The 24854-nt window shown below is 68.2% G+C and carries 21 protein-coding genes; 18 read left to right on the top strand and 3 right to left on the bottom strand.

The window, feature by feature from the left end; all coding sequences use genetic code 11:
• The first annotated feature begins 3 nt into the window (after positions 1-3).
• From ACPUER_RS05245 to ACPUER_RS05230, 4 genes are all read left to right on the top strand, one after another.
• On the top strand, positions 4-1107 hold the full coding sequence (locus ACPUER_RS05245; RefSeq protein ID WP_310143782.1) for a fimbrial protein: 1104 nt from the start codon (positions 4-6) through the stop codon (positions 1105-1107).
• A 203-nt stretch (positions 1108-1310) separates the two neighbouring features.
• Complete coding sequence (locus tag ACPUER_RS05240) at positions 1311-2126, top strand: ABC transporter substrate-binding protein (protein ID WP_175961475.1); 816 nt, start codon at positions 1311-1313, stop codon at positions 2124-2126.
• Between the two features lie 94 nt (positions 2127-2220).
• The gene (locus ACPUER_RS05235; protein WP_175961474.1) at positions 2221-2943 is read left to right on the top strand and encodes an amino acid ABC transporter permease; all 723 of its coding nucleotides are present in this window, start codon (positions 2221-2223) and stop codon (positions 2941-2943) included.
• Positions 2944-2945: 2 nt separating this feature from the next.
• Entirely contained in the window at positions 2946-3671 is a 726-nt protein-coding gene (locus ACPUER_RS05230; RefSeq protein ID WP_425130553.1) for an amino acid ABC transporter permease, read from the top strand.
• Positions 3672-3836: 165 nt separating this feature from the next.
• On the opposite strand, the gene ACPUER_RS05225 is transcribed toward ACPUER_RS05230, so the two are convergent.
• Both ACPUER_RS05225 and ACPUER_RS05220 read right to left on the bottom strand, forming a co-directional pair.
• Complete coding sequence (locus ACPUER_RS05225) at positions 3837-5102, bottom strand: M23 family metallopeptidase (protein WP_425130552.1); 1266 nt, start codon at positions 5100-5102, stop codon at positions 3837-3839.
• Positions 5103-5425: 323 nt separating this feature from the next.
• Positions 5426-6088, bottom strand: coding sequence for a TetR family transcriptional regulator (locus ACPUER_RS05220; RefSeq protein ID WP_425130551.1), 663 nt, complete (start codon positions 6086-6088; stop codon positions 5426-5428).
• 149 nt (positions 6089-6237) lie between these two features.
• Here ACPUER_RS05220 and ACPUER_RS05215 point away from each other — a divergent pair, with 149 nt between their 5' ends.
• Genes ACPUER_RS05215 through ACPUER_RS05205 form a run of 3 tightly spaced genes read left to right on the top strand, consistent with a single transcriptional unit; the run spans position 6238 to position 12059 of the window.
• Entirely contained in the window at positions 6238-7443 is a 1206-nt protein-coding gene (locus tag ACPUER_RS05215) for a MexX/AxyX family multidrug efflux RND transporter periplasmic adaptor subunit (protein WP_175961470.1), read from the top strand.
• A gap of 15 nt (positions 7444-7458) precedes the next feature.
• Positions 7459-10596, top strand: a complete 3138-nt coding sequence (locus ACPUER_RS05210; RefSeq protein ID WP_310143792.1) for a multidrug efflux RND transporter permease subunit — start codon at positions 7459-7461, stop codon at positions 10594-10596.
• Positions 10596-12059 carry an efflux transporter outer membrane subunit gene (locus tag ACPUER_RS05205; RefSeq protein ID WP_425130592.1) on the top strand — a complete coding sequence of 488 codons (1464 nt, stop codon included), beginning with the start codon at positions 10596-10598 and terminating at the stop codon, positions 12057-12059. Before ACPUER_RS05210 ends, ACPUER_RS05205 begins: the two co-directional genes overlap by 1 nt.
• Before the next feature lie 108 nt (positions 12060-12167).
• Here the strand turns inward: ACPUER_RS05205 and ACPUER_RS05200 are convergent, their stop codons facing one another.
• A complete protein-coding gene (locus tag ACPUER_RS05200; protein WP_310143794.1) occupies positions 12168-12320 on the bottom strand; it encodes a hypothetical protein in 153 nt (50 codons plus the stop codon).
• 594 nt (positions 12321-12914) lie between these two features.
• Between ACPUER_RS05200 and ACPUER_RS05195 the strand changes: the two genes are divergently transcribed.
• The 11 genes from ACPUER_RS05195 to ACPUER_RS05145 all read left to right on the top strand — a co-directional run bounded on the left by ACPUER_RS05195 (position 12915) and on the right by ACPUER_RS05145 (position 24756).
• The gene (locus tag ACPUER_RS05195; RefSeq protein ID WP_034184132.1) at positions 12915-13427 is read left to right on the top strand and encodes a fimbrial protein; all 513 of its coding nucleotides are present in this window, start codon (positions 12915-12917) and stop codon (positions 13425-13427) included.
• A gap of 122 nt (positions 13428-13549) precedes the next feature.
• A complete protein-coding gene (locus tag ACPUER_RS05190) occupies positions 13550-16003 on the top strand; it encodes a fimbria/pilus outer membrane usher protein (protein WP_425130591.1) in 2454 nt (817 codons plus the stop codon).
• A 16-nt stretch (positions 16004-16019) separates the two neighbouring features.
• A complete protein-coding gene (locus tag ACPUER_RS05185; RefSeq protein ID WP_425130550.1) occupies positions 16020-16766 on the top strand; it encodes a fimbrial biogenesis chaperone in 747 nt (248 codons plus the stop codon).
• Entirely contained in the window at positions 16763-17785 is a 1023-nt protein-coding gene (locus ACPUER_RS05180; RefSeq protein ID WP_425130549.1) for a fimbrial protein, read from the top strand. Before ACPUER_RS05185 ends, ACPUER_RS05180 begins: the two co-directional genes overlap by 4 nt.
• 166 nt (positions 17786-17951) lie before the next feature.
• The gene (locus ACPUER_RS05175) at positions 17952-18620 is read left to right on the top strand and encodes an RNA polymerase factor sigma-70 (protein WP_072441460.1); all 669 of its coding nucleotides are present in this window, start codon (positions 17952-17954) and stop codon (positions 18618-18620) included.
• An 88-nt stretch (positions 18621-18708) separates the two neighbouring features.
• Complete coding sequence (locus ACPUER_RS05170) at positions 18709-18951, top strand: MbtH family protein (RefSeq protein WP_047900635.1); 243 nt, start codon at positions 18709-18711, stop codon at positions 18949-18951.
• Positions 18952-18995: 44 nt separating this feature from the next.
• Complete coding sequence (locus tag ACPUER_RS05165) at positions 18996-20015, top strand: TauD/TfdA family dioxygenase (RefSeq protein ID WP_425130548.1); 1020 nt, start codon at positions 18996-18998, stop codon at positions 20013-20015.
• Positions 20005-20853 (top strand): ABC transporter ATP-binding protein, encoded by an 849-nt coding sequence (locus tag ACPUER_RS05160; RefSeq protein WP_175961465.1) that lies wholly within the window; start codon positions 20005-20007, stop codon positions 20851-20853. The genes ACPUER_RS05165 and ACPUER_RS05160 overlap by 11 nt, the downstream gene beginning before the upstream one ends.
• The gene (gene fhuB / locus ACPUER_RS05155; protein WP_072441451.1) at positions 20850-22940 is read left to right on the top strand and encodes a Fe(3+)-hydroxamate ABC transporter permease FhuB; all 2091 of its coding nucleotides are present in this window, start codon (positions 20850-20852) and stop codon (positions 22938-22940) included. Before ACPUER_RS05160 ends, fhuB begins: the two co-directional genes overlap by 4 nt.
• Positions 22937-23737, top strand: coding sequence for a siderophore-iron reductase FhuF (gene fhuF / locus ACPUER_RS05150; protein WP_072441448.1), 801 nt, complete (start codon positions 22937-22939; stop codon positions 23735-23737). The genes fhuB and fhuF overlap by 4 nt, the downstream gene beginning before the upstream one ends.
• On the top strand, positions 23734-24756 hold the full coding sequence (locus ACPUER_RS05145) for an ABC transporter substrate-binding protein (RefSeq protein WP_425130547.1): 1023 nt from the start codon (positions 23734-23736) through the stop codon (positions 24754-24756). The genes fhuF and ACPUER_RS05145 overlap by 4 nt, the downstream gene beginning before the upstream one ends.
• Positions 24757-24854 lie beyond the last annotated feature (98 nt).

Here is a 24854-nt window from a genome sequence, read left to right as displayed (position 1 = left end):
TGCATGGTTCTTGCATTCGGCACACACGCTATGGCGCAAGGCGGCAGTGGTTCGACGGCGCTGGATTGCACGTTCACCAACACCGAAGCGTCACCCTGGCGCATGATCACGCCGTTGACGAGTACGACGCCGGTCGGCGCGACCCTGTATCAACGCACGGTTTCGCTGTTGGTCTCATTCAAGTATGGCACCGCGCCGACGGCGCACGAACTGGTGAGTGCCGCACACTGGACGCCGGGCAGCGTCATCGCGGACGGTGTTGCGCAGACGAATGTCAACGGGATCGGCTTCAAATGGGCCGGCGTGTCCAACGACAGCAGCGAGCGCACGCTGCAGCAAGGTGCACGGCCGGTGGTAACCGCAAAGACCGAACTCAGTCGAGCGGGAGAAGGCGGCAACGATGCACAGATGGCGCGCTTCCGGCAGTATCTGGTGCTCGACAAGCCTGTTTCGGATCTGCCGGAAGGCAAGCTGGTCGTCAAGAACCTGCCGGGCAATCCGACCGTCGCGATTTATGCGATCGACTTTCCGAAAGGCGTCGCGTCGATCGGCGGCACGGTGACGGTGCCGGAGCATACGACGCCGCCCAATCTGTGCAAGCAGGTGAAGGCCTTTGTCGGCGTCGGCAACGTCTGCATCGGCAGCGAGTGTGAGATCCATGTGCCGAACCGCTGCGAGATCCAGTCGAACATGATCGTGCCGGTGACGCTCGGCCAGTTTTCGATCAGCAATTTTCCCAGCGTGAACGCGATGTCGAAGCCGATCAGCTTCGATATCGCGCTCAGCCAGTGCGCGGCAGCGGCAAAGCCGTCGATCAGTTTCCGCGACAAGGCCGTGCAGCCGAATCCGGACAAGACGCTGCTGCAGTTGAGCGCGCCGGCCGGGCAGACGGTCGCGCGCGGGTTCAACATCGTGATGACGAATGCGCTGACCGGCGAGCGGATCGCGTACGGCGAGCCGGGCACGGCCACCCAGTATCCGATGCGCCGCACCGGCGACATGGCCGTGATGCCGTTGCGCGCGCAGTACATTCGTACCGGTGCGGACGCCGAGCTGCAGCCCGGCTATGCCGGCGGCGGTGCGGAATTTTCGTTTACGTTCCCGTGAAGGCGATGGGCGGTTCGGCGATCAGGCCGGCGCCGGCCCGGCGTCATCACGAAACCCGCTGAGCAAAGCACCATTTGTTGGTTCGGATTCGCCGCACGCGCTGCTACGTTAGCGGCTTCGCGACCCCACACTCGGCCGCGATGTTCCTCGAACCGGCCGCCGCGCGATCCGCGGCGGCCTTCATAACAAATCAGGTCGTGCTCATGAAAATCCACACTCTCGCTACGTGGCTCGTCGGGGCTGCGCTCGTCACCGCAGGCACGGTCGCGCATGCGGACCGTCTCGACGACATCAAGAAGGCCGGCGTGTTGCGCGTCGCGACGTTCGACAGCAACCCGCCGTTCGGCTATGTCGATGCAAAGAACAACCACGTCGTCGGCCTCGACGTCGACTATGCGAAGGCGCTCGCCGACAAGCTCGGCGTGAAGCTGCAACTGCAGCCGACGAACCCCGCGAACCGCATTCCGTTCCTGACGTCCGGCAAGGTCGATCTCGTGCTCGCGAACTTCACGATCACCGACGAGCGCGCGAAGCAGGTCGACTTCAGCATTCCGTATTTCTCGTCGGGCCAGCAGTTTCTCGCGAAGAAGGGCGTGCTGAAATCGGCCGACCAGTTGAACGGCCTGCGTGTCGGCGCGGACAAGGGCACGACGAACGAGATCACGCTGCGCGAGAAATTCCCGAAGGCGACGATCGTCGCGTACGACGACACGCCGTTCGCGTTCGCCGCGCTGCGCGCCGGCAACGTGCAGGCGATCACGCAGGACGGCCCGAAGCTGATCGGCCTGCTCGCGAACGTGCCCGACAAGCAGAACTACGAGATCCCCGCTTTCACGATCTCGAACGACTACATGGGCGTCGGCGTGCCGAAGGGCGAGACGCGCCTGCTGGGCTTCGTCAACGACACGCTGAAGGGGCTCGAGGCGAACGGCCGCGCCGTGCAGATCTACGACGCATGGTTCGGGCCGACGACGATGACGCCGCTCACGCGCATCTTCCGCATCGGCGACAAGACCTGAGCCGCGTCGCACGCGCGCCGCGATTTGCCGGAACATCGGCAGCGCGGCGCTTTCCGTTTTGTTCCGATCGCGTGCTTCGCGCACGTCCCTCAGCATGCTCGGGTTGGCTCCCAAATATCTGTCCTGGCTCTGGCAGGGTTTCCTGCTGACACTCGGCCTCGCGGCCGCGTCGGCCGTCGCCGCGACCGCCGGCGGGCTGCTGCTCGCGGTCGTGCGGCATGCGCGCGGCAGGGTGCGGCGCACGGCGGCGGCCGCATATGTCGTCGCGTTCCGCAACACGCCGCTGCTCGTGCAGTTGCTGTTCTGGTATTTCGGCGTCGCGTCGTTGCTGCCCGACACGTGGATCGCGTGGCTGAACGCGCGCCATGAAGTGAGCGCGGGCCCGCTGACGCTCGCATGGCCATCGTTCGAATTCGTCGCGGGCTGGGTCGGGCTGAGCGCGTACACGGCCGCGTTCGTCGCCGAGGAATGCGAAGCCGGCCTGCGCGGCGTGCGCCGCGCGCAGCATGACGCGGCAGCCGCGCTCGGCCTCACGCCGATGCAGTCGCTGCGCTACGTGGTATTGCCGCAGGCCGTGCGCATCGCGCTGCCGCCGCTGTTCGGCCAATACATGAATCTCGTGAAGAACTCATCGCTCGCGATGGCGATCGGCGTGGCCGAGCTGTCGTATGCGTCGCGGCAGGTCGAAACGGAAACGTTCAAGACCTTCGCCGCGTTCGGCGTCGCGACCTTGCTGTACGTCGCGGCGGTGGCCGCGATCGAGGCCGGTGCGTATGCGGCCACGCAATGGCGCGACCGGCTTGGGGCGGGGCGTTGACGATGGATTTTTCGCTGCTGCTCGCCAACCTGCCGTACCTGCTCGTCGGCGCGTTCCCGGAAGGCCCGCTCGGCGGCGCCGCGCTGTCGCTGGTGCTTGCGATCGCGTCGGCCGTTGGATCGGCCGTGCTCGGCATCGCGCTCGGTGTCGCGATGGCGCTCGCGCGCGGTCCTGCCCGCGTGCTGCTGCTCGCGTTCATCGGGTTCTTCCGCGCGATTCCCGTGCTGATGCTGATCTTCTGGACGTACTTCCTGATGCCCGTGCTGCTGCATATGGATGTGCCGGGGCTCGCGACGGTCGTCTGCGCGCTCGCGCTCGTCGGCGGCGCGTATCTCGCGCATGCGGTGCATGCGGGCATCGTCGCCGCGGGCGACGGCCAATGGCAGGCCGGGCTGTCGCTCGGGCTCACACGCTGGCAGACGGTGCGTCATGTGCTGCTGCCGCAGGCGATCCGGATCATGACGCCGTCGTTCGTCAACCAGTGGGTCGCGCTCGTGAAGGACACGTCGCTCGCGTATATCGTCGGCGTGCCGGAACTGTCGTTCGTCGCGACGCAGGTGAACAACCGGCTGATGGTGTATCCGGCGCCGATCTTCCTGTTCGTCGCGGCGATCTATCTGGTGCTGTGCACGTCGCTCGACGGCGCGGCACGCTGGCTGTTGTCGCGCGGCCAGCGTGCGGAACGCGTCGAGCAGGCGAGCGCCGAGCGCACGGAACCCGCGCGGTAACGGTGTGCCGTGGCCGTGACGAACGGCCAGTGGGGAAGCGCGAGTGAATATCCGCAGCGTACTGCACACCGGGCAGGTCGGGCCCGGCGTGTAGTACGGACAGGAACGGTAGATGGCCGGCCGCCTGCGCCGCCGCTTCCGGAGCGACGGCGGGCGGCACGCGCGTCACGACGCCGAGTAATGCGTGTTGAAGACCGCGCGCAGCGTCGATTTGTCGGTCGCGAAATCGCCCCACAGCGGCCCGTCGTTCTGCGCGAACGCGAACGGCGTCGTATTGACCGACGCGAGGCGGAAGCGCCATTGCGCCGCTTCCTGGCGGAACGCGGTGAGCTGCATGTCGGACAGCGCCGTCTGCGCGTTGGCGAGCGTGACGAGCGGGTCGACCGGGTCGTTCGCGACGCGCACTTCGAAATGCAGGTGCGGGCCTGTTGCGGCGCCCGTCATCCCGACCGAGCCGAGCCGCTGGCCCTGCTTCACGATCTCGCCGGTCTTGAGCCCGTGCGCGAACGCGGACAGGTGTGCGTAGTAGGTCGAGTAGCCGTCCGCGTGATCGACGATCACGTAGCGGCCGTAGCCGCCCGGATCGGTGCCGACGAACGACACCACGCCGTCGGCCGCCGCGCCGACGGGCGTGCCGGACGGTGCGGCGAGATCGACGCCCGTGTGGAACGCCATCGCCTGCGACAGCGGATGGACGCGCTCGCCGAAGAACGAGCTGATGCGCGTCCACTTGACCGGCATCGTGAACGCGGCGGCTTCGAGCGGCGAACCGTCGAGCGTGTAGTACGCGCCGTGCTCGGCACCCGGCGCGCGGAACCAGATCGCGCCGAACGTGCGGCCGGCGACCCGCAGTTCGAGCGCGGTGAGGCGCGGCGTGCCGTCGGTCGTGTCGAACGCGACGCGGTAATAGTCGCCGCGCTGCGCACTCGCGCGCATCGCGACCTTGCCGGTGACGAGATCGCCGAGCTGGATGCGCACCTCGGGCGGCACGTCGAGCCGGTTCAGCGTATCGGACAGCGTGAGCTCGATGTCGCCCGCGCGCATCCCGTGCTGGTTTTCGGGCGGCGCAAGCTGGAACAGGCTCGCATAGCCGAGCATGTCGTTGCGGTGTGCGCTGAGCGGCGCGAACAGGCCCGGCTGCAGGCTGCGGTCGTTGCGTTCGCCGTATTCATTGCGCTCGCCGAGCGTGCGGGCGAGCTCGCTCGTCACGAAATGCTGTGCGGTGGGAAACGGCGTGTCGGACAGCACGCGCTGCGGCAGCACGGCCGTGCCCGAGTCGACGGCGCCCGGCAGTTGCGACACGGCCGGCAGCGCGGCGGCAAGGCCGAGGGCGGCGAGGGCGCCGAGCACGGCGGCCGGCACGAGCGCGCGCACGACGCGCTGCGCGCGGCCGGGCGCGAAAGCATCAGGACTTGCGGCAGGCTTGACCAAGGTGTCCACATCCAGGAAAGCGGTTCAAAGGGGTGTGGGCAGGGGCCGCCGGCGGCTCAATCGTCGAATGGCGACGGGGCGGGCGGCGGGCGTGCAACAAAACAGGCCCCGCCAGGGGCCTGTGTCGTTTCCGTTCGACCCAACGCGCGGGGCGGGCCCGCTTCGAACGGCGGCGTGTTTACCGGGTCGAACCCGGTTATCACGAAGACGCTAAAGAATGATGACAGCGTCAGTCTACCGATGTTCCGCGAAACGTTAAAAATTTTAAAGGGGGTCAGCTCATTCGTTTCGCAGTGCGGTAAATCGGGTTAAATCAGAATTTGTTACGATAATTTTCGCCGGTCCGGCAATTTTTGCGCGCGGCCGCGCAGTGCGGCGGACGTGCGGACGGCGTCGAAGCCGGCGTCGAGCATCGCTTCGGCGTCGTTCCACAGATTGCCGCGCAGCCGGTTGGTCCAGATCATCGACGCGAACACGCCTTCGAGCAGCGACACGAGATAGACGGCGGCCAGATGCACGTCGAGATCGGCGGCGAGTTCGCCGGCCGCGATCGCGCGGCGCAGCAGCGCCTTCGTGATTCGCAGCATTTGCAGCTCGAGCAGCATGCGGCGCCGCTGCAGCGCGCTGTTTTCCTCGCTCTGCTCGCACTTCGTGTAGAGGATCACGAGCACGCGCTGCATCGGGCCCGGCTCGCCGCATTCCTGCAGATAGTGCGACGCGGCACGCCGCAGCGTGGCGAGCGGCGGCAGACCGTCCCCCGCGTCGAAACCTTCCGACGTGCGCGCGAACGCGCGATCGCACATCGCGAGACACACTTCCATCTTGTTGCGGTAGTGGCCGTAGACAGCGCCCCGCGACATCCCGGCGGCCTCGGCAAGGTCCGCCATCGCGGTTTGCGCGACGCCTTTTTCAAGCAGCACGAGCTCGGCGGCGTCGAGGATCCGGTGCTTGATGGCGAGCGATTCTTCCCGGGTCTTGCGGGCCATGTCGTGAGTTTCCTTACAATTCGCTGTCGTTTTATTGAGACAGTGTGGCGGTCAGGTTGAAACAGCGTTTATTTAATCAGTCGTGACTGATTATAATCGACCACCCTGAGCCGCCGCATTTTATCGGCGGCGAACGATCCGAGGTCACCATGAATAACAACAATTGCTTCCTGTCGCGCTGCCGCCGGCTGGCGCCGTTCGCGCTGGCGGCAGCGCTCGTCGTGGCCGGATGCGGCAAGGGCGGGCAGGACGCGGAGAAAGAGACCGCGAAGCAGGCGACCGTCGTCACGGTACGACCGACAGCCGTGCCGATGACCGTCGAATTGCCGGGCCGGCTCGACGCGTACCGGCAGGCGGAAGTGCGCGCGCGGGTCGCGGGCATCGTCACCGCGCGCACCTACGAGGAAGGCCAGGAAGTGAAGCAGGGCGCGGTGCTGTTCCGCATCGATCCCGCGCCGCTGAAGGCCGCGCGCGACGCCGCGCAGGGTGCGCTCGCGAAGGCGCAGGCCGCCGCGCTCGCGGCGAGCGACAAGCGCCGCCGTTACGACGATCTGGTGCGCGACCGCGCCGTCAGCGAGCGCGACCATACCGAGGCCGTTGCCGACGACACGCAGGCGAAAGCCGGGGTTGTATCCGCGAAGGCCGAGCTCGCGCGTGCGCAGTTGCAGCTCGACTATGCGACCGTCACCGCGCCGATCGCGGGCCGCGCACGGCGCGCGCTCGTGACCGAAGGCGCGCTCGTCGGCCAGGACCAGGCGACGCCGCTCACGACCGTCGAGCAGCTCGATCCGATCTACGTGAACTTCTCGCAGCCGGCCGCCGACGTCGACGCGCTGCGCCGCGCGGTGAAGAGCGGCCGCGCGACGGGCATTGCGCAGCACGACATCGCGGTGACGCTGTTGCGCGCCGACGGCAGCGCGTATCCGCTGAAAGGCAAGCTGCTGTTCAGCGATCTCGCGGTCGACCCGACCACCGACACCGTCGCGATGCGCGCGCTGTTCCCGAATCCGGAGCGCGAGCTGCTACCGGGCGCGTATGTGCGGATCGCGCTCGACACGGCGGTCGACCAGCGGGCGATCCTCGTGCCGCGCGACGCGCTGCTGCGCACGACCGATCGCACGTCGGTGCGTGTCGTCGGCACGAACGGCAAGGTCAAGGACGTCGAGGTCGCGGCCGACCAGATGAGCGGCCATGACTGGCGCATCACGCGCGGCCTGACGGGCGGCGAGCGCGTGATCGTCGACAACGCCGCGCAGTTCGCGCCCGATACGGCCGTCAAGCCCGTCGAGAAGGCGCCGCCGTCGAAGGCGGCGCCGGCAGCGGCCGCGTCGCACGCGGCCGCCCGTCAAACCTGACCGGTTCAAACCACCATGGCACGTTTCTTCATCGATCGCCCCGTCTTCGCGTGGGTGATCGCAATCTTCATCATGCTGGGCGGCGCGTTCGCGATCCGCGCGCTGCCCGTTGCGCAATACCCGGACATCGCGCCGCCCGTCGTCAGCATCTATGCGACATACCCGGGTGCGTCCGCGCAGGTCGTCGAGGAATCGGTGACTGCGCTGATCGAGCGCGAAATGAACGGCGCGCCGGGGCTGATGTATACGTCCGCGACGAGCAGCGCCGGGATGGCGTCGCTGTACTTGACGTTCAAGCAGGGCGTGAACGCCGATCTCGCGGCCGTCGAAGTGCAGAACCGGCTGAAGACGGTCGAGGCGCGCTTGCCCGAGCCCGTGCGCCGCGACGGCATCCAGGTCGAGAAGGCCGCCGACAACATCCAGCTCGTCGTGTCGCTGACGTCGGACGACGGCCGGATGACCGACGTGCAGCTCGGCGAATATGCATCGGCGAACGTCGTGCAGGCGCTGCGCCGCGTCGCCGGCGTCGGCAAGGTGCAGTTCTGGGGCGCCGAATATGCGATGCGGATCTGGCCCGACCCGGTGAAGATGGCCGGGCACGGCCTCACCGCGTCGGACATCGCGTCGGCGGTGCGCGCGCACAACGCGCGCGTGACGATCGGCGACATCGGCCGCAGCGCGGTGCCGGCCAGCGCGCCGATCGCGGCGACCGTGTTCGCCGACGCGCCGCTGAAGACGCCGGCCGATTTCGGCGCGATCGCGCTGCGCACGCAGGCCGACGGCTCCGCGCTATACCTGCGCGACGTCGCGCGCGTCGAGTTCGGCGGCAACGACTACAACTATCCGTCCTACGTGAACGGCAAGGTCGCGACCGGGATGGGCATCAAGCTCGCGCCGGGCTCGAATGCGGTGTCGACCGAGAAGCGCGTGCGCGCGACGATGGACGAGCTGTCCGCGTACTTCCCGCCGGGCGTGAAGTACCAGATTCCGTACGAGACGTCGTCGTTCGTGCGCGTGTCGATGAACAAGGTCGTCACGACGCTGATCGAGGCCGGTGTGCTGGTGTTCCTCGTGATGTTCCTGTTCATGCAGAACCTGCGCGCGACGCTGATCCCGACGCTCGTCGTGCCGGTCGCGCTCGCGGGCACGTTCGGCGTGATGTATGCGGCGGGCTTCTCGATCAACGTGCTGACGATGTTCGGGATGGTGCTCGCGATCGGCATCCTGGTCGACGATGCGATCGTCGTGGTCGAGAACGTCGAGCGGCTGATGGTCGAGGAAGGGCTCGGCCCGTACGACGCGACCGTCAAGGCGATGAAGCAGATCAGCGGCGCGATCGTCGGGATCACCGTGGTGCTGACGTCGGTGTTCGTGCCGATGGCGTTCTTCGGCGGCGCGGTGGGCAACATCTACCGGCAGTTCGCGCTGTCGCTCGCGGTGTCGATCGGCTTCTCGGCATTCCTCGCGCTGTCGCTGACGCCCGCGCTGTGCGCGACGCTGCTCAAGCCCGTGTCCGGCGACCATCACGAGAAGCGCGGCTTCTTCGGCTGGTTCAACCGCTTCGTCGCGCGTGCGACGCAGCGCTACGCGACGCGTGTCGGCGCGATGCTGAAGAAGCCGTTGCGCTGGCTCGTCGTGTACGGCGCGCTGACCGCGGCCGCGGCGCTGATGCTCACGCAGCTGCCGACCGCGTTCCTGCCGGACGAGGACCAGGGCAACTTCATGGTGATGGTGATCCGGCCGCAGGGCACGCCGCTCGCGGAAACGATGCAGAGCGTGCGCGAGGTCGAGTCGTATATCCGCAACGACGAGCCGGCCGCGTATACGTTCGCGCTCGGCGGTTTCAACCTGTACGGCGAAGGGCCGAACGGCGGGATGATCTTCGTCACGCTGAAGAACTGGAAGGAGCGCAAGGCCGCGCGCGATCATGTGCAGGCAATCGTCGCGCGTATCAACGAGCGCTTCGCGGGCACGCCGAACACGACGGTGTTCGCGATGAATTCGCCGGCGCTGCCCGATCTCGGCTCGTCGAGCGGCTTCGACTTCCGGCTGCAGAACCGCGGCGGGCTCGACTACGCGACGTTCAGCGCCGCGCGCGAGCAGCTGCTCGCGGCGGGCGGCAAGGACCGCGCGCTCACCGACCTGATGTTCGCGGGCACGCAGGACGCGCCGCAACTGAAGCTCGACATCGATCGCGCGAAGGCGTCGGCGCTCGGCGTGTCGATGGACGAGATCAACACGACGCTCGCGGTGATGTTCGGCTCGGACTATATCGGCGACTTCATGCACGGCACGCAGGTGCGGCGCGTGGTCGTGCAGGCCGACGGGCTGCACCGGCTCGATCCGGACGACGTGAAGAAGCTGCGCGTGCGCAACGCGCGCGGCGAGATGGTGCCGCTCGCGGCGTTCACGACGCTGCACTGGACGATGGGGCCGCCGCAGCTCACGCGCTACAACGGCTATCCGTCGTTCACGATCAACGGCTCGGCCGCGGCAGGCCACAGCAGCGGCGAGGCGATGACCGCGATCGAGCGGATCGCCGCGAAGCTGCCGGCCGGCATCGGCTACGCGTGGTCGGGGCAGTCGTTCGAGGAGCGGCTGTCGGGCGCGCAGGCGCCGATGCTGTTCGCGCTGTCGGTGCTGGTCGTGTTCCTCGCGCTCGCGGCGCTCTACGAGAGCTGGTCGATCCCGTTCGCGGTGATGCTGGTCGTCCCGCTCGGCGTGATCGGCGCGGTGCTCGGCGTCACGCTGCGGATGATGCCGAACGACATTTATTTCAAGGTGGGGCTGATCGCGACGATCGGGCTGTCCGCGAAGAACGCGATCCTGATCGTCGAAGTCGCGAAGGATCTGGTCGCGCAGCGCATGTCGCTCGTCGACGCCGCGCTCGAGGCCGCGCGGCTGCGGCTGCGGCCGATCGTGATGACGTCGCTCGCGTTCGGCGTCGGCGTGCTGCCGCTCGCGTTCGCGACGGGCGCGGCATCCGGCGCGCAGATGGCGATCGGCACCGGCGTGCTCGGCGGCGTGATCACGGCGACCGTGCTCGCGGTGTTCCTCGTCCCGCTGTTTTTCGTGATCGTCGGCCGCCTGTTCGACGTCGGCCCGCGCCGGCGCGGCGGCACGCAGCCGGCGACGATGGAGGGATCCCGATGATGTTTGCGCTGAATGCACGCGCCGTGCTGCGGGTGCAGCTCGCGCTGGCCGCCACGCTCGCGCTCGCCGGCTGCTCGCTCGCGCCGCGCTACGAGCGGCCGGCGGCGCCGGTGCCGGCCACCTATGCGCCGGCCGACGGAAGCCGGGAGCCGGCTGCGGCGTCCGATGCGACACCGGCCGATGCCGCGCTGCTCGACGACTGGCATGCGTATTTCACCGATCCTGCGCTGCAGGCGTGGATCGACGCGGCGCTCGCGAACAACCGCGACCTGCGGATCGCGGCCGGCCGGCTCGAGGAGGCGCGTGCGCTGTACGGCGTGCAGCGTGCGGACCTGATGCCGTCGGTCGATGCGAATCTCGGCTATGAACGCGTGCGCCAGTACGACCCGGTCGTGCGCGAAAGCGCGATCAGCGGGCTGTATCGCGCGGGCGTCGGCGTCAGCGCGTACGAACTCGACCTGTTCGGTCGCGTGCGCAACCTGTCCGACGCGGCGCTCGCCGAATATTTCGCGACGGCCGACGCGCAGCGCACGGTCCGTATCGGCGTGATCGCCGAAGTGGCGGGGGCGTATGTGTCGGAGCGCTCGCTGTACGAGCAGCTCGCGCTGGCGCAGCGCACGCTCGACGCACGCGTGCGGATGGCCGCGCTCACGCAGCGCCGCTACGCGGCCGGCACGAGCGACGCGATCGAGCTGCGCTCGGCCGAGATGCTGGTGGCGTCCGCACGTGCGTCGCAGGCTGCGCTGCAGCGCGAGCATGCGCAGGCCGTGCGGGCGCTGCAGTTGCTCGCGGGCGATTTCGCGCGCAACGTGCCCGGCGACGCGACCGCGCTCGACACGTTGTCGATCGCGCCCGTGGCGCCCGGCGCACCGAGCGCACTGCTCGAACGGCGGCCGGACATCCGGCAGGCCGAGGCGCGGCTCAAGGCCGCGAACGCGCAGATCGGCGCCGCACGCGCGGCGTTTTTCCCGCGCATCGCGCTGACGACCGACTACGGCTCGGTCAGCGACGCGTTCTCGAGCCTGTTCGCGGCTGGCACGAGCGTGTGGACGTTCGCGCCGCGCGTCACGCTGCCGATCTTCGCGGGCGGACGCAATCGCGCGAACCTCGATGTCGCGAACGCGCGCAAGCACATCGCGGTCGCCGAATACGAGAAGACCGTGCAGACCGCGTTCCGCGAAGTGGCCGACGCGTTCGCCGCGCGCGACTGGATCGATCGCCAGTTGGCTGCGCAGCAGGACGTCTACACGGCGGACGGTGCGCGGCTGAAGCTCGCGGAGCGCCGTTATGCGGGCGGCGTCGCGACGTATCTCGAACTGCTCGACGCGCAGCGCAGCACGTACGAGTCGGGGCAGGAACTGATCCGGCTCAAGCAGCTCAGGCTCGCGAACGCGATCGCGCTGTATCGCGCGCTCGGCGGCGGCTGGGCGCCCGCATCGGCGGAGGTCGCGGCTTCCGCATGATGTGCGTTGCCTGACGCCGCAGCGCGTCGGGCAACGAGACGGCGGCCGCACGATTCGACGTGCGGTCGTCGTCTCGATCGACATCGTTGCCCGTTGCATCGCCGATCGCTATCGGCGTTGGCTTCCGCTGCCGGGCAAGTCATCCAGGCCGTTTTTCATCCCGTGGCAGTGCGGAAGGGCATCTTCCGGAACGGCCCGCATCCGGCGGCCGATCGCGTCGCCACCCGGCGCAAACGTGCGCCGCGCATCTTCCTTTTTCATCTCGTCCATTCGGACCCGCACATCGCGTGCCGACGGCCGCGCAAATGCCTGATTCTCGATCGGTAATTGACGGTCGGATTAATTCGTGTGTTGGAACTAATGAGGGCGGCAAAGTGTCGCGGTAAAACGTTTGTATTCGCCTCGCAATCGTTTGCGCAATAAATCAGGGTTGATGAGAGCCGGGGTTAATTTCCTGTCAGTTGAAAATGATTTGATATGGGTGTTGCCGTCCGGCAACGATGGCGGTATTGGACAATGTTTTGTCTTTTTCGGATTGAGTCCGACGTGAGCCAATGCCAGCAAGGATAAGGGCGATTATTGGGGTTATCGAGGAAAAATATCGTTAATCTTCAATCGGTTCCGTGGAGCAAAAAAGAACTTCGAGATAAATCGGATGGATTGAAGGTTTGTCGGGAGGGACTGGAATTTGGCGAGTGTAAATCGAACATTGTCAGAGGCATTTAACAATGATTTACAAAAAACTTTCACGATTATCTCGATAATGCCGCCTCGTGACGGACGGGAGCCAACCACACGCTGCCTTTTGTATCCGCCACGTCGTCCATTCCCTTTGCAATTCTCACGGAAAACGTCATGAAAAAATCCCTCCTGACCGCTGTCGCACTCGCGGCCCTGTCGACCTCGGCCTTCGCAGCGGGCACCGGCACGATCAACTTCACGGGCGAGATCGTCGCGGGCGCATGCGGCATCGATTCGGGCTCGGTCAACCAGACCGTGAACCTCGGCAAGGTGCCGACCAACGTGTTCAAGCAGGCTGGCGACAAGTCCACGCCGACCAACTTCGACATCAAGCTGACCGACTGCGACACGAGCATCGCGCAGAACGCGTACTTCACGTTCACGGGCACGTCGAGCGCGGGTCAGCCGAAGCTGCTCGCCACGATCGGTTCGGCAACCAACGTCGGCATCCGCCTGCAGGCCGCGTCGGGCGAATACCTCGACAACGGCGCCGAGCAGAAGGCCCCGACCGTGCTGCAAAACGGCACGAACATCGCACGCTTCGCAGCGATGTACGAAGCGACGGCAGCCGGCGTGACGCCGGGTACCGCCGACGGCGTCGCGAACTTCACGGTCCGCTACCAGTAAGCGTCCGTATCGGAGGAGGGGGGCGTGCATCCCTTCCTCCTTCTTCTTTCCTTCCTGTTTCCTTCTCCTCGGACTTCCGGTAGCGCCGCGTGCGAATCAGACATTCCTTCCTTTGCGTCTGCGTGCTGGTCGTCGGCAGCCAGAGCCATGCGACGGAATTCAATGCGTCGTTTCTCGACATCGACGGAACGAGCAATGTCGACCTGTCGCAGTTCTCGCAGGCCGACTTCACGCTGCCGGGCGAGTACATGCTCGATGTGCAGGTCAACGACCTGTTCTACGGGCTGCAGTCGATCGAGTTCGTCGCCGTCGACGCGTCCGGGGCGGGCAAGCCGTGCCTGCGGCCGGAGCTCGTCGCGCAGTTCGGGCTGAAGCCGTCGCTCGCGAAGGACCTGCCGCGCTTCCAGGGCGGACGTTGCGTCGACCTCGGCGCGATCGAGGGGGCGACCGTGCGTTACCTGAAGAGCGACGGGCGGCTCAAGATCACGATTCCGCAGGCCGCGCTCGAATTCACCGATTCGACCTACCTGCCGCCGGAGCGCTGGTCCGAAGGGATTCCCGGCGCGATGCTCGACTATCGCGTGATCGCGAACACGAACCGCAACTTCGGTGCGGGCGGCGGGCAGACGAATTCGATCCAGGCCTACGGGACGATCGGCGCGAACTGGGATGCATGGCGCTTTCGCGGCGACTACCAGGCGCAGTCGAACGTGGGCAACACGGCGTACGCGGACCGCACGTTTCGCTTCAGCCGGCTTTACGCGTTTCGCGTGCTGCCGTCGATCCAGTCGACGGTGACGTTCGGCGACGACTACCTGAGCTCCGACATTTTCGACACGTTCGCGCTGACGGGCGCGTCGATCCGCAGCGACGACCGCATGCTGCCGCCTTCGCTGCGCGGTTATGCGCCGCTGATCGCGGGCGTCGCGCGCACCAGCGCGACCGTGACCGTGTCGCAGGCGGGCCGCGTGCTGTACGTGACGCGCGTGTCGCCGGGCGCATTCGCGTTGCAGAACATCAACACGAGCGTGCAGGGCACGCTCGACGTCGCGGTCGAGGAAGAGGACGGCAGCGTGCAGCGCTTCCAGGTGACGACGGCCGCCGTGCCGTTTCTCGCGCGCACCGGGCAGTTGCGCTACAAGGCCGCCGTCGGCAAGCCGCGCCTGTTCGGCGGCGCCGGCATCACGCCGTTCTTCGGCTTCGGCGAAATCGCGTACGGCCTGCCGTTCGACGTCACGGTGTACGGCGGCTTCATCGCCGCATCGGGCTATACGTCGATCGCGCTCGGCGTCGGCCGCGATTTCGGCGCGTTCGGCGCGGTGTCGGCCGACGTCACGCATGCGCGGGCGCGCCTGTGGTGGAACGGCGCGACGCGCAACGGCAACTCGTACCGCGTCAACTATTCGAAGCACTTCGACGGGCTCGACGCCGACGTGCGCTTCTTCGGCTACCGCTTCTCCGAACGGGACTACACGAACTTCGCGCAGTTCACGGGCGACCCGACCGCGTACGGCCTCGCGAACAGCAAGCAGCGCTACTCGGCGACGATGTCGAAGCGTTTCGGCGACACGTCGACCTATTTCTCGTACGACCAGACGACCTACTGGGCGCGCTCGTCCGAGCAGCGCGTCGGCCTCACGTTGACGCATGCGTTCTCGGTCGGCGCGCTGCGCAACCTGAACGTCAGCGTGTCGGCATTTCGCACGCAGAGCGCGGGCGCGAGCGGCAACCAGTTTTCGATCACCGCGACGCTGCCGATCGGCGGCCGCCACACCGTCACGTCGAACCTGACGACAGGCAGCGGCAGCACGAGCGTGAACGCGGGCTACATCTACGACGATCCGGAGGGCCGCACCTACCAGGTCAATGCGGGCGCGACCGACGGCCGCGCATCGGCGAACGCGAGCTTCCGCCAGCGCGCGTCGGCGTACCAGCTCACGGCGCAGGCGTCGACGCTCGCCAATGCATATGCGGCGGCGTCGCTCGAGGTCGACGGTTCGTTCGTCGCGACGCAGTACGGCGTGTCCGCGCACGCGAACGGCAACGCGGGCGATACGCGGCTGCTGGTGTCGACCGACGGCGTGCCCGACGTGCCGCTGTCCGGCACGCTCACGCATACCGATTCGCGCGGCTATGCGGTGCTCGACGGCATCTCGCCGTACAACGTGTACGACGCGACCGTCAACGTCGAGAAGCTGCCGCTCGAAGTGCAGGTGACGAACCCTATCCAGCGGATGGTGCTGACCGACGGCGCGATCGGCTTCGTGAAGTTCTCCGCCGCGCGCGGCAGCAACCTGTACCTGACGCTGACCGACCCGGCCGGCAAGCCGCTGCCGTTCGGTGCATCGGTGCAGGACGCGGCGAACGGCAAGGAGCTCGGCATCGTCGGCGAGGGCGGTGCGGCGTTCCTGACGCAGGTTCAGCCGAAGTCGTCGCTCGCGGTGCGCGCGGGCGAACGCACGCTCTGCACGGTCGATGCGCTGCCGAACCAGCTCCAACTCGAAGGCACGCCGATTCCGGTGACGTGCCAGACGCCCGGCGAGTCGCATGCAGCGGCCGAACGGGTCGAACGATGAATCCACGGATCCTGCGATGAAAAACTCTCTTTCCCTTTCCTTCCCGCGCCGCGCGTCGTGCGCGCTCGCGACCGCCGGCGCGCTGCTCGCGGGCGCCGCGCATGCGGCGATCGTGCCGGACCGCACGCGCGTGATCTTCAACGAAGGCGAGCAGGCCGCGATCGTCACGATCACGAACAAGAGCACGGCGTATCCGTATCTCGTGCAGTCGTGGCTCGAGGACGCGAAGGGCAACAAGATCACGTCGCCGCTGATGGTCGTGCCGCCGCTGCAGCGCGTCGAGGCGAACGAGCGCAACGTGCTGCGAATCGCGAAGCTGCCGGGCGCCGAACTGCCGGCCGATCGCGAATCGGTGTTCTACCTGAACATTCGCGAAGTGCCGCCGAAGACCGATACGCCGAACACGCTGCAGATCGCGCTGCATACGCAGATGAAGCTGTTCTACCGGCCGAAGGCCGTGCAGCCCGCGCGCGACGAGGATTGGACGCTGCCGATGACGCTGCGCGTGGACGCAGCCGCGCACAAGCTGGTGTTCGACAACCCGACGCCGTATCACGTGACGGTGGTCGACGTGAGCTCGGGCGCGCAGAAGACGCCGGTGCCGATCGAGCCGGTGATGGTGAGCCCGATGAGCACGGCCGACGTGCCGTTCAAGGCCGCGACGCCGTCGACGCTGTTCGTCACGCATATCGACGATTACGGCGGCCAGGTGGCGGTCGAGTATGCGTGCGAGGCGGGGGCCTGCAAGAGCGTGAAGAAATGAACGGGGGAATTCGTGATCGGGAATCGCCGGCGGCATGGTTGCGCTGGGTCGTACTCGTGCTGCTGGTCGCGGCCGTGCAGCCTGCGTGGGCACTGCGCTGCCTGACCAACAGCGGCGCGACTTCGTTGACCGAGCCGATCGGCGGTGTTGCGTCGTATCCGACCGACGCGCCGGACGGCTACGTGATCTGGGTGTCGCCGGTGCGCACGACGTCGGGGTACTGCTACAAGGACCTGGGTGACGACGGCAGCCTGAAGGTCGTCGACAACATTTATTTCTACGCGAATCCGAATCGCACGAACCCTGCCGCATGGGGGCTCGAGATCGGCATCCGCTACAAGGGCGTCGACTATTTCGACAAGACCAGCAATCGCGGCGGCGGGGTGTTTACCGGATATTCGGTGCCGCCGTGCAGCAGGTACGACTTCGACCGCGGGCGTTGCCGGCAGACGCGCATCAGCATCGACTATCAGGTCGTCGTGCGCAAGAAGGGCAACTGGGTCCAGCCGCCGAGCGATATCTATACGGTGTTCCAGTTCGACGGCGAGTTCGGGCTGAATGCATTCGGCACGAGTTTCCAGTACCGCCTGAGCGGCCTGCGCAACCTCAAGCCGACGCCGTGCTTCGTCGACGTGCTCGTGACGCCCGAACCGGGCATCGTCAATTTCGGACAGGTGCAGGCGGTCGGCAACGGCTTCCTGCCGGCGGTGCCGCGCAAGCGATTCTCGTTGTCGCTGACCAAGAAATGCAACGTCGCGGTGCGCGTCGACGGGTACTTCGAAACGAGCTATCCGGTTCGGAACGGTTTGCTGGTACCCGCGAAGGACAGCAATTTCGGCATCGGCATCGAAGACAGCCAGGGCAAGGCGATTCCGTTCAACGAACAGTTCACGCTGACGCAGTTTCCGTCCAACGTGATGAATCAGAGCGTGCTGATGGACGCGGTGCTGAAGTCGTTCGGGCCGCCGAAGATCGGGCGATTCGATGCGACGGCGACGATCCGGTTGTTTATCTATTGACACATGCATGCGCGGCCGGCCTCGCACGATCGCTTTCGCTCGAACAACGATTCCGTCAATTGTTCAGACAAATCCTGACAGCCGGAAGGGGTATCCGGTAATGGGATTGAGAATGATTTGCGTTTACGTTAAATTGCGCTATCTCAGAATTTGACGGAGCAGATCGATGGCGATGGCGGAAGTGCTCGACCGACCCGCGGCGGCAACGGCGAACCCGTTCCTGGGCAGTTATCCGGACCTGCCGTCGCGCGCCGCGCCGCGTGCGCGCCGTGCCGCGGCGCCCCGCGCGCAGGGCGCGCTGCTCGACGTGCTGATTTCGCATCGCGCGATGCTCGTCAATGTCGCGCGCGGCTTCGTCGGCTGCGCGAGCCGTGCCGAGGACGTCGTGCACGACGTATTCGTGAAGCTCGTCGAATTCCCGAACCAGGACGCGGTGCGCCAGCCGGTCGCGTACGTGACGCGGATGGTGCGCAATGCGTCGATCGACGCGTGCCGCCGGCAGAGCCTCGAAAATGTCTATCACACGGAAGAGGACGACGGCTTCGACGTGCCGTCGCCCGAGCCGACGCCCGAAGCCGCGCTGATGACGCGCGATACGCTGCGGCGCGTATGGGCCGCGCTCGACGACCTGCCGGCGCGCAGCCGCGCGGCCTTCGAGATGGTGCGGCTGCGCGAGGAGACGCTGCAGACCGCGGCGCGCGCGCTGAACGTATCGCAGACGCTCGTGCATTTCATGGTGCGCGACGCGGAGCGCCACTGCGCGGAATGCCTCGACGCGTGCCATCGCGGCGTCGCGTGCCCGGTGTTCCTGGGCGGCCGTGCGCGGCGGCGGTAAAAAAACGCGCCGGCCAATCGTCTATCAGACAGGGGCGGCGCAATCCGCCGCTTCGCATCCTTCAACCGTCTCCTGCTTTTTTCCGATCATGACGCAAGCCACGACGCCTTCCGCCGACACCGACGATCTCGTCTACACGGTCGTCATCAACGACGAAGAACAGTATTCGATCTGGCCGACGTTCCGGCCCGTGCCGGCCGGCTGGCGCGAGGTCGGCGTGAGCGGCCCGAAGGCCGACTGTCTCGCGCACATCGAGACCGTCTGGACCGACATGCGCCCCGCGAGCCTGCGCCGCGCAATGGACGGCGAGCGCGCGACGCGCGCATCGTGACCCGCAGCGCCGCGACCCGGCGCGCCACCTGAAGAGGACGTTGCATGACCCTGCTTTCGTTGCCGACGCTCGACGACCTGCGTATCGAGCCGGGGCTGCCCACCGTCGTGTCGCCGCGCGGCAGCGACGGCATGTCGATCGACGAAGTCGCGCCGCTGGCGCGCGAGATCGCCGCCGACACGCTCGAACGGGCGGGCGGCGTGCTGTTCACGGGCTTTCACGTGCCGTCGATCGATGCGTTCCAGCAGTTCGCGGCATCGTTCGGCGATCCGCTGATCGGCTATGAATACGCGTCGACGCCGCGCAGCCAGGTCGAAGGCGCGGTCTACACGTCGACCGAATACCCGCCGCACCGCGCGATTCCGCTGCACAACGAGCAGTCGTATACGCGCGAATGGCCGCTGCGGATCTGGTTCCACTGCGCGCTCGCGGCGCCGAAGGGCGGTGCGACGCCGATCGCGGACAGCCGCGCCGTGTATCGCACGCTCGATCCGGCGCTGATCGCGCGTTTCGAGCGGCGCGAGCTGCTGTACGTGCGCAATTTCGGGCAGGGGCTCGACCTGCCGTGGCAGCAGTCGTTCGGCACCGACGAGCCGGCCGAGGTCGAGCGGATGTGCGCGGCGCGCGGCATCGAATGCGCATGGCGCGCCGACGACGACGGCGAACTGCTGCTGCGCACGCGCGAACGCTGCCAGGCCGTCGCGCGCCATCCGCGCACCGGCGACCGCGTGTGGTTCAACCAGGCGAACCTGTTTCACCTGTCCGCGCTCGACGACGACATGCAGGAGGCGCTCGTCGATGCGGTCGGGCTCGAGAACGTGCCGCGCAACGTGTACTACGGCGACGGCGAGCCGCTCGAGGCCGATGCGCTCGCGCAGATCCGCGGCGTGCTCGACCAGCAGCGCATCGTGTTCCCGTGGCGCACGGGCGACGTGCTGATGCTCGACAACATGTTGACCGCGCATGCGCGCGACCCGTTCGAGGGGCCGCGCAAGGTCGTCGTCGCGATGGCGCAGAGTTACACGGTCCCGCGCGCGACCGAACGGAGGACCGATGACGCGTAGTACCGCCGCGCTTGCCGCGCGCGGATTGACGGTGGGTTATCGCGACCATGTCGTGATCGACGGGCTGGACCTGTCGATCGCGGCCGGCCGCGTGACCGCGCTGTGCGGGCCGAACGGCTGCGGCAAGAGCACGCTGCTGCGCACGCTCGCGGGCCTGCAGCCCGCACGTGCCGGCCATGTCGAAGTGAACGGCAAGCCGCTCGCGTCGTTTCGCCGTCGCGCGCTCGCGCGCGAGCTGACGATGCTCGCGCAGTTCAACCAGATTCCGTCGGGCCTCACGGTGCGCGAACTCGTCGCGTACGGGCGCTATGCGTACGGCGGCTTCCTGCGCGGCCTGTCGCGCGCCGACCATGCGGCGATCGACGAGGCGCTCGAGACCAGCGGCCTTGCGGACGATGCGGGCCGCGACGTCGGCGCGCTGTCGGGCGGCGAACGCCAGCGCGCGTGGATCGCGATGGCGCTCGCGCAGCAGGCGCCGATCGTGCTGCTCGACGAGCCGACCACCTATCTCGACATCCATCACCAGCTCGACATCCTCGATGCGCTGCGCGCGCTGAACCGCGCGCGCGGGCTGACGATCGTGTGGGTGCTGCACGACCTGAACCAGGCGGCCGCGTACAGCGACGAGATCGTGCTGATGCGCGCGGGCCGCCTCGTCGCGCAGGGCTCGCCCGACGCGATGCTCGATCCGGCGCGGCTGCGCGCGGCGTTCGGCGTCGAGATGCTGAAGCTCGCGCATCCGCAGACGGGCGCGCCGATGTGCGTGCCGGCCTACGGGCCGTCGAGCGTCGGTACGCCGCAGGCGGCCGGCGTCTTCGATCGGGATCTCGCCGTATGACGACGTTCGCGATGCGCAAGCGCCTCGCGGCGACGGGGAAGGGGGCGGCCACCGGCCGGGCCGGCACGATTGCGATCGGCCTCGTCGCGCTGATCGCGATACTCGCGGCGCTGCGCGTCGCACCCGATTTACGCGTGTGGTGGGCGGCGGCGCCCGGCAGCGACGCCGCCGCGCTCGCGCACGTGTTCCTGTTCGACCTCAACCTGCCGCGTGTCGCGGCCGCGCTCGTCGCGGGCGGCTGCCTCGGCATCGCGGGTGCGCTGTTCCAGTCGCTCACGCGCAATCCGCTCGCGTCGCCCGACCTGCTCGGCGTGACGGGCGGCGCGCAGCTCGGCCTGCTCGCGGCGATGCTCGTGCCGGCACTGGCGGGCGTCGCATCGGTGCCGCTGCTGTTCGGGTGCGGGCTGGCCGCCGCTGCAGTCGCGATCGTCGCGGCCGGCGGCTGGCGCGCGACGCCGTTGCGGCTCGTGCTCGCGGGCAGCGTGTGCATGCTGCTGTTCGCGGCGCTGTCGACGCTCGTGCTCGCGTTCTTCGAGCAGAACATCGCGGGCGCCGCGCTGTGGACCAACGGCAGCCTGTACCAGCCGGGCGCGACAGGCCTCGCGCTCGCCGCGCGCTGGCTCGTCGTGCCGCTGGTCGCGCTGCCGTTCGTGATCCGGCCGCTGAACCCGCTCACGCTCGGCGACGACGCGGCGGCCGCGGCCGGCGTGCGCGTCGATGCGACGCGGCTCGCCGCGACGCTCGTCGCGGTCGCGTTCACGAGCGTGGCCGTCAGCATCGCGGGCCCGCTGTCGTATGTCGGCCTCGTCGCGCCGAACCTGCTGCGCCAGGTGCGCGGTGCGCGCGCGGCGCGGCTCGGCGTGCTGGTGCCGCTGTCGGCGCTCGCCGGCGGCGCGCTCGTGCTCGTCACCGACAGCGCGGTGCTCGCGTCGGGACTCGACGCGACACTGTCGACCGGCGTCGCGATCGCGCTGGTCGGCACGCCGCTGATGCTCGCGATGGTCCGGCGCGGCGCCGCGTGGTCGGGCGTGCTGCACGCGGACGCGGAACGTGCGGCGGGCGGCGGCTCGACTCGGCTCGTCGGCTGGCTCGAACGGCTCGGCTGGCCGCTGCGCACGGCGCTGTTCGTCGTGGTCGGCGCGCTGGTGGTGTGGGTCGGCGTGTCGGCCGGCCCCGAGTGGCTGTCGCCCGCGCGCTGGTCCGCCGCGCTGTCCGGCCAGGATGCGCTCGCGCGAATGCTGATCGGCCTGCGCATGCCGCGCCTGCTGTGCGCGCTGCTCGCGGGCGCGCTGCTGGCCGTGAGCGGCGTCGCGATGCAGAGCGTCGTGCGCAATCCGCTCGCGGGCCCCGAAGTGCTCGGCGTCACGCAGGGCGCGGGGCTCGTCACGTTGTTCGCATTGTCGACGTGGCCGTTGATGGGTCACGTGACGCTCGCGGCGGCCACGCTGATTGGCGGCGGACTGTCGCTCGCGATCACGCTCGCGCTGAATCACCGGCATCGTTATGCGCCGCTCGCGGTTGCGTTGACCGGTATCGTGATCGGCGCGCTATGGACGACGCTCGCGCAATGGCTGATCACGCAGCAAAGCGTGCAGCCCGCGCGCTTCGTCGTGTGGCTCGTCGGCGGTACCTATGGCCGCAGCTGGGGCGAGGTGTCGATGCTACTGCCGTGGTGCGTGCTTGCGGTGCCCGTGTTCGCTTGGCTCGCGCGACCGCTCGACATGCTCGCGCTCGGCGACGACCAGGCGGCCGCGCTCGGCCTGCCGGTGGCCGCGCTGCGGCCGCTCGCGCTGACGATCGCGACGCTCGCCGCGTGCGCGGCCGTTGCGGCGGTCGGGCCGGTCGGTTTCATCGGGTTGATGGCGCCGCACGTCGCGACGATGCTCGGCGCGCGCCGGCATCGCACGCGGCTGTGGCTCGCGGCCGCGTGCGGCGCGCTGATCCTCGGCGTCGCGGATCTAGCGGCGCGCACGGTCGTCGCGCCGCGCGAAGTGCCGGCCGGCGTGCTGACCGCGCTGATCGGCGCGCCGTACCTGCTCGGGCTGCTGATCCTCGAGGGGCGCCGCGCCCGGCGCGCCGGGCGATGACGCCGTCGTTCGACGGCGCGCGGGCCACGCGCTTCTCGGCGTTCGCGCCCGAACCGTTCGCCGAACATCTCGACGTCGTCTGGCTCGGCATGCCCGACGACGCACACGCACCGGGCCGCATCGTCGTGCCCGTCAGCGCGTTGCCCTCGCATCGCGAGGCCGTGCTCGACGCGATGGTCCGTCACTACGGCGGCGATCCGGCACGGCATGCGCGCGCGCTGATCTCGCAATGGAGCAAATACTATTTCGGCCGTGCGGCGCCGGCCGGCGTCGTCGCCGCGCTGACGCTCGGCCGGCCGCTCGACATGGCGCCCGAACGCACGTTCGTCGCGCTCGACGACGGGATGCCCGCCGCGCTGTATTTCGCGGCGGACGCGCTCGGCGCGCCGTGCGACGATCCCGCGCCGCGCTATGCGGGGCTCGTCGAGCATCTCGGCGCGGTGATCGACCTGCTCGCGGCGATGGGCCGCGTCACGCCGCGCGTGCTGTGGAGCAACGCGGGCAATCTGCTCGACTATCTGCTCGACACCTGCCGTTCGCTGCCTTGCGCGGCCGATCCCGTGCGCGACGCGGGCTGGCTGTTCGGCTCGACGTGCTTCGCTTGCGAACCGAATCCGCTGCGCATGCCGGTGCGCGACGCCGTGCCGCGCTCGCCGCTGCTGCCGACGCCGTTTCGCGCGCGCCGCGTGTGCTGCCTGCGCTACGAAATTCCTGGAGAAACGCAACTGTGTGGAAGCTGCCCCCTGCTATTGACGATGGACGACGCGGCGCTGGCCGGGCAGGACGCGATCCGGTGACGCATGCCGGCCGCCGGCACGCGTTGGGCGCACTCGCCGCGCTCGGTGCCGCGTGCTGCGGCGTGTTTCCCGCGTCGGCCGGTGCGGTTGCCGTTGCCGGCGGCGGACCCGGCACGCCGGGCGCCGTGTCGCTGGCCGGCAACCCCGTCGTGTCGCAGGCGAGCGCGAAGATGCCCGCGCGACCGCGGCGCGTGGTCGCGCTCGACTTCATGTTCGCGGAAAGCGTGGTCGCGCTCGACCTCGTGCCGGTCGGGATGGCCGATACCGCGTTCTATCCGGGCTGGCTCGGCTACCAGAGCGACCGGCTCGCGCACGTGACCGACATCGGCTCGCGGCAGGAGCCGGGGCTCGAGGCGATCGCGGCGGTCAAGCCCGACCTGATCATCGGCGTCGGCTTCCGGCATGCGCCGATCTTCGACGCGCTCGACCGGATCGCGCCGACGATCCTGTTCCAGTTCAGCCCGAATGTTTCCGACGGCGGCGTGCCCGTCACGCAGCTCGACTGGATGCGGCAGATCTTCCGGACGATCGGTGCGGTGACGGGGCGCGACGCGCGCGCGCAGGCGGTCGATGCGCAACTCGATGCGGGGATCGCGCGCAATGCGGCGCGGCTCGCGGCTGCGGGCCGCAAGGGCGAACGCATCGCGCTGCTGCAGGATCTCGGCTTGCCTGACCGTTACTGGGCCTATACGGGCAACAGCACGTCGGCGGGTCTCGCGCGTGCGCTCGGGCTCGATCCGTGGCCGAAGAAACCGACGCGGGAAGGCACGCTGTACGTGACGTCGGCCGACCTGCTCACGCAGCGCGACCTGGCCGTGCTGTTCGTGACCGCGTCGGGGATGGACGTGCCGCTGTCGGCGAAACTCGATTCGCCGGTGTGGCGCTTCGTGCCCGCGCTGCGCGACCGCCGGATCGCGCTCATCGAACGCAATATCTGGGGGTTCGGCGGGCCGATGTCGGCGCTGAAGCTGGCCGACGTGATGACCGATACGATGTTGAAACTGCCGGCCGCGCGTTGAGCGCGCGGCGGTTTGTCGGCGGATAACGCCGCTTTGACGGACGTGGCGCTGTCATCGGCATGAGGGTGGATAGTCTCGGCTTTCCCTTTCCGCCATGC

Origin of the sequence: Burkholderia sp. DN3021, from assembly GCF_049805555.1 — a bacterium.
Classification (GTDB): domain Bacteria; phylum Pseudomonadota; class Gammaproteobacteria; order Burkholderiales; family Burkholderiaceae; genus Burkholderia; species Burkholderia pyrrocinia_C.
Note: the sequence above shows the minus strand (reverse complement) of the source record. Positions and strands in the feature narration are given on the sequence as shown.